We start from the raw sequence: 4,963 nt of genomic DNA, 5'->3' as shown, positions 1-4,963 counted from the left end.
TTTTGGCATTGGGCCCTCGGCGCTGACGGAGGCCATGGGCATGCTCAACCACCATTTCGCAGCAGCCGCCTGATCGGCGCAGAGCGACAGCCTACCTCTGACTGCCGCCAATCTTTGCAACAGAGCCGGCGCGCTGAAAGGTCTGGTCATACATGTGATGGCGACGCACGACACCGCTCCGTGGATCGGTCGAATGCGTGTGCTGCGCAAAAACCCAGAACCACGGCCAGGAATGCCCGGCGCGCGGATACTTCCGCTCAAGGGCGTCGGGAAGCGCAACGCCGCTGCGGCCCTCGGCCTGGTCCTTCAGCCACCATGCCCGTGCACGCGACAGCTGCTCGCGCAGGCTGGGTGCCAAGCTCTCGGGTAACATCAAGGCCCGATCCTTGGAGCCCTTGCCCTCCCGCACGATGATCGTGCCGTGATCGAAATCCAGATCCTTGACCCGCAGTTGCAAACCCTCACTGATCCGCATGCCCGTTCCATACAGAAGCTGGGCGAACAAACGATGCTCGACCGAGGATGCGAACCACTTCATCCGGGGTCAGCACCACCGGCAAGCGCCGCGACGGCCGAGGTCTTCCGATCTCCTGAAGCCAGGGCAGATCCGTGCACAGCACCTTGCCGTAGAAGAACAGCAAGGCCGCCAATGCCTGACGATGCGTGGAGACCGAAACCTTGCGCTCGTTCGCCAGCCAGGACAGAAATGCCTCGACTTCGCTGCTGCCCAAGGTTGCCGGGTGACGCACACCGTGGAAACGGATGAAGGCACGAACCCAGTGGACATACGCCTGTTCGGTTCGTAAGCTATAATGCAAGTAGCGTATGCGCTCACGCAACTGGTCCAGAACCTTGACCGAACGCAGCGGTGGTAACGGCGCAGTGGCGGTTTTCATGGCTTGTTATGACTGTTTTTTGTACAGTCTATGCCTCGGGCATCCAAGCAGCAAGCGCGTTACGCCGTGGGTCGATGTTTGATGTTATGGAGCAGCAACGATGTTACGCAGCAGGGCAGTCGCCCTAAAACAAAGTTAACTCGAGGGAGAAATCGTGAAGTTATCACTAATGGCTGCCAAGTCGAAGAACGGTATTATCGGTAATGGACCAGATATTCCATGGAGCGCCAAAGGCGAGCAACTTCTATTTAAGGCAATTACATATAATCAATGGCTTTTAGTTGGACGCAAAACTTTTGAGTCAATGGGCGCTCTCCCAAATCGAAAGTATGCAGTTGTAACTCGCTCTAATTTTTCTACGAATGATGAGGGTGTAATGGTTTTCTCCTCAATTCAGGATGCCTTAATAAATTTAGAGGAAATCACGGATCATGTTATCGTTTCTGGTGGTGGTGAAATATACAAAAGCTTGATTTCCAAAGTAGATACTTTGCATATTTCAACAGTCGACATCGAGCGAGATGGAGACATAGTTTTTCCTGAAATCCCAGATACATTCAAGTTGGTATTTGAGCAAGATTTCGAGTCTAACATTAACTATTGTTATCAAATCTGGCAAAAGAGTTAACAAGCGCCTGCAATCTGACCTCCGGTTACTGTCACCTTTTTTGCGGTGGAGCTGCAAAAAAGGCGCCATTAACCTCCGGCAGTTGAGACGGGCGTTAGACATCATGAGGGTAGCGGTGACCATCGAAATTTCGAACCAACTATCAGAGGTGCTAAGCGTCATTGAGCGCCATCTGGAATCAACGTTGCTGGCCGTGCATTTGTACGGCTCCGCAGTGGATGGCGGCCTGAAGCCATACAGCGATATTGATTTGTTGGTTACTGTGGCCGTAAAGCTTGATGAAACGACGCGGCGAGCATTGCTCAATGACCTTATGGAGGCTTCGGCTTTCCCTGGCGAGAGCGAGACGCTCCGCGCTATAGAAGTCACCCTTGTCGTGCATGACGACATCATCCCGTGGCGTTATCCGGCTAAGCGCGAGCTGCAATTTGGAGAATGGCAGCGCAATGACATTCTTGCGGGCATCTTCGAGCCCGCCACAACCGATGTTGATCTAGCTATCCTGCTTACAAAAGCAAGAGAACATAGCGTTGCCTTGGTAGGTCCGGCAGCGGAGGAATTCTTTGACCCGGTTCCTGAACAGGATCTATTCGAGGCGCTGAGGGAAACCTTGAAGCTATGGAACTCGCAGCCCGACTGGGCCGGCGATGAGCGAAATGTAGTGCTTACCTTGTCCCGCATTTGGTACAGCGCAATAACCGGCAAAATCGCGCCGAAGGATGTCGCTGCCGACTGGGCAATAAAACGCCTACCTGCCCAGTATCAGCCCGTCTTACTTGAAGCTAAGCAAGCTTATCTGGGACAAAAAGAAGATCACTTGGCCTCACGCGCAGATCACTTGGAAGAATTTATTCGCTTTGTGAAAGGCGAGATCATCAAGTCAGTTGGTAAATGATGTCTAACAATTCGTTCAAGCCGACCGCGCTACGCGCGGCGGCTTAACTCCGGCGTTAGATGCACTAAGCACATAATTGCTCACAGCCAAACTATCAGGTCAAGTCTGCTTTTATTATTTTTAAGCGTGCATAATAAGCCCTACACAAATTGGGAGATATATCATGAAAGGCTGGCTTTTTCTTGTTATCGCAATAGTTGGCGAAGTAATCGCAACATCCGCATTAAAATCTAGCGAGGGCTTTACTAAGCTTGCCCCTTCCGCCGTTGTCATAATCGGTTATGGCATCGCATTTTATTTTCTTTCTCTGGTTCTGAAATCCATCCCTGTCGGTGTTGCTTATGCAGTCTGGTCGGGACTCGGCGTCGTCATAATTACAGCCATTGCCTGGTTGCTTCATGGGCAAAAGCTTGATGCGTGGGGCTTTGTAGGTATGGGGCTCATAATTGCTGCCTTTTTGCTCGCCCGATCCCCATCGTGGAAGTCGCTGCGGAGGCCGACGCCATGGTGACGGTGTTCGGCATTCTGAATCTCACCGAGGACTCCTTCTTCGATGAGAGCCGGCGGCTAGACCCCGCCGGCGCTGTCACCGCGGCGATCGAAATGCTGCGAGTCGGATCAGACGTCGTGGATGTCGGACCGGCCGCCAGCCATCCGGACGCGAGGCCTGTATCGCCGGCCGATGAGATCAGACGTATTGCGCCGCTCTTAGACGCCCTGTCCGATCAGATGCACCGTGTTTCAATCGACAGCTTCCAACCGGAAACCCAGCGCTATGCGCTCAAGCGCGGCGTGGGCTACCTGAACGATATCCAAGGATTTCCTGACCCTGCGCTCTATCCCGATATTGCTGAGGCGGACTGCAGGCTGGTGGTTATGCACTCAGCGCAGCGGGATGGCATCGCCACCCGCACCGGTCACCTTCGACCCGAAGACGCGCTCGACGAGATTGTGCGGTTCTTCGAGGCGCGGGTTTCCGCCTTGCGACGGAGCGGGGTCGCTGCCGACCGGCTCATCCTCGATCCGGGGATGGGATTTTTCTTGAGCCCCGCACCGGAAACATCGCTGCACGTGCTGTCGAACCTTCAAAAGCTGAAGTCGGCGTTGGGGCTTCCGCTATTGGTCTCGGTGTCGCGGAAATCCTTCTTGGGCGCCACCGTTGGCCTTCCTGTAAAGGATCTGGGTCCAGCGAGCCTTGCGGCGGAACTTCACGCGATCGGCAATGGCGCTGACTACGTCCGCACCCACGCGCCTGGAGATCTGCGAAGCGCAATCACCTTCTCGGAAACCCTCGCGAAATTTCGCAGTCGCGACGCCAGAGACCGAGGGTTAGATCATGCCTAGCATTCACCTTCCGGCCGCCCGCTAGCGGACCCTGGTCAGGTTCCGCGAAGGTGGGCGCAGACATGCTGGGCTCGTCAGGATCAAACTGCACTATGAGGCGGCGGTTCATACCGCGCCAGGGGAGCGAATGGACAGCGAGGAGCCTCCGAACGTTCGGGTCGCCTGCTCGGGTGATATCGACGAGGTTGTGCGGCTGATGCACGACGCTGCGGCGTGGATGTCCGCCAAGGGAACGCCCGCCTGGGACGTCGCGCGGATCGACCGGACATTCGCGGAGACCTTCGTCCTGAGATCCGAGCTCCTAGTCGCGAGTTGCAGCGACGGCATCGTCGGCTGTTGCACCTTGTCGGCCGAGGATCCCGAGTTCTGGCCCGACGCCCTCAAGGGGGAGGCCGCATATCTGCACAAGCTCGCGGTGCGACGGACACATGCGGGCCGGGGTGTCAGCTCCGCGCTGATCGAGGCTTGCCGCCATGCCGCGCGAACGCAGGGGTGCGCCAAGCTGCGGCTCGACTGCCACCCGAACCTGCGTGGCCTATACGAGCGGCTCGGATTCACCCACGTCGACACTTTCAATCCCGGCTGGGATCCAACCTTCATCGCAGAACGCCTAGAACTCGAAATCTAACGTCCGTTCGGGCATCGAGGTCCATGTCGGGGTGGGACGGGCCCGTGGCTTCAAGATCACTTGCAGTCCGACCGCGATGTCTTGGTTGCGCGAGAGGTTGTCGATATCCTCCACTTCCATCATCAACCCTGGATAATGCCGCCGCCGTCATCGCCGCCGACGCCCGTGCCGGGCTTTTCGGGCCTGTCAGGCTTGCTCGGCCTTCAGCCTGCCTGGGCGAGATCTCCGGCGGACGGATTAACGGCGGAGCTTCGCCGCCTTTCGTGCGTGTGAAGGCCGAAGATAGTTCTCTCAAAAACATCCGTTTATGAGAGATACCAAATGTCATTTTCAGAAGACGACTGCACCAGTTGATTGGGCGTAATGGCTGTTGTGCAGCCAGCTCCTGACAGTTCAATATCAGAAGTGATCTGCACCAATCTCGACTATGCTCAATACTCGTGTGGGCTCTGTTGCAAAAATCGTGAAGCTTGAGCATGCTTGGCGGAGATTGGACGGACGGAACGATGACGGATTTCAAGTGGCGCCATTTCCAGGGTGATGTGATCCTGTGGGCGGTGCGCTGGTATTGT

At 55.9% G+C, this 4,963-nt stretch carries 5 protein-coding genes and 1 pseudogene; 5 read left to right on the top strand and 1 reads right to left on the bottom strand.

The window, feature by feature from the left end; all coding sequences use genetic code 11:
• Positions 1-127: 127 nt before the first annotated feature.
• Positions 128-896 (bottom strand): annotated as a pseudogene (gene intI1 / locus L6990_RS11645) (class 1 integron integrase IntI1); the annotation flags it as partial.
• 154 nt (positions 897-1,050) lie between these two features.
• Between intI1 and dfrA16 the strand changes: the two are divergent.
• The 5 genes from dfrA16 to L6990_RS11620 all read left to right on the top strand — a co-directional run bounded on the left by dfrA16 (position 1,051) and on the right by L6990_RS11620 (position 4,391).
• Complete coding sequence (gene dfrA16 / locus L6990_RS11640) at positions 1,051-1,524, top strand: trimethoprim-resistant dihydrofolate reductase DfrA16 (protein ID WP_032490158.1); 474 nt, start codon at positions 1,051-1,053, stop codon at positions 1,522-1,524.
• Positions 1,525-1,627: 103 nt separating this feature from the next.
• Positions 1,628-2,419, top strand: a complete 792-nt coding sequence (locus L6990_RS11635; RefSeq protein ID WP_440480508.1) for an AadA family aminoglycoside 3''-O-nucleotidyltransferase — start codon at positions 1,628-1,630, stop codon at positions 2,417-2,419.
• A 163-nt stretch (positions 2,420-2,582) separates the two neighbouring features.
• The gene (locus L6990_RS11630; protein ID WP_000679427.1) at positions 2,583-2,930 is read left to right on the top strand and encodes a quaternary ammonium compound efflux SMR transporter QacE delta 1; all 348 of its coding nucleotides are present in this window, start codon (positions 2,583-2,585) and stop codon (positions 2,928-2,930) included.
• Positions 2,924-3,763, top strand: a complete 840-nt coding sequence (gene sul1, locus L6990_RS11625; protein WP_000259031.1) for a sulfonamide-resistant dihydropteroate synthase Sul1 — start codon at positions 2,924-2,926, stop codon at positions 3,761-3,763. Before L6990_RS11630 ends, sul1 begins: the two co-directional genes overlap by 7 nt.
• Before the next feature lie 127 nt (positions 3,764-3,890).
• Positions 3,891-4,391, top strand: a complete 501-nt coding sequence (locus L6990_RS11620; RefSeq protein WP_000376623.1) for a GNAT family N-acetyltransferase — start codon at positions 3,891-3,893, stop codon at positions 4,389-4,391.
• The last annotated feature ends 572 nt before the right edge of the window (positions 4,392-4,963 follow it).

The sequence above is a fragment of the Rothia endophytica genome (genome assembly GCF_928381505.1).
GTDB classification, from domain to species: Bacteria; Actinomycetota; Actinomycetes; order Actinomycetales; family Micrococcaceae; genus Rothia; species Rothia endophytica_A.
Note: the sequence above shows the minus strand (reverse complement) of the source record. Positions and strands in the feature narration are given on the sequence as shown.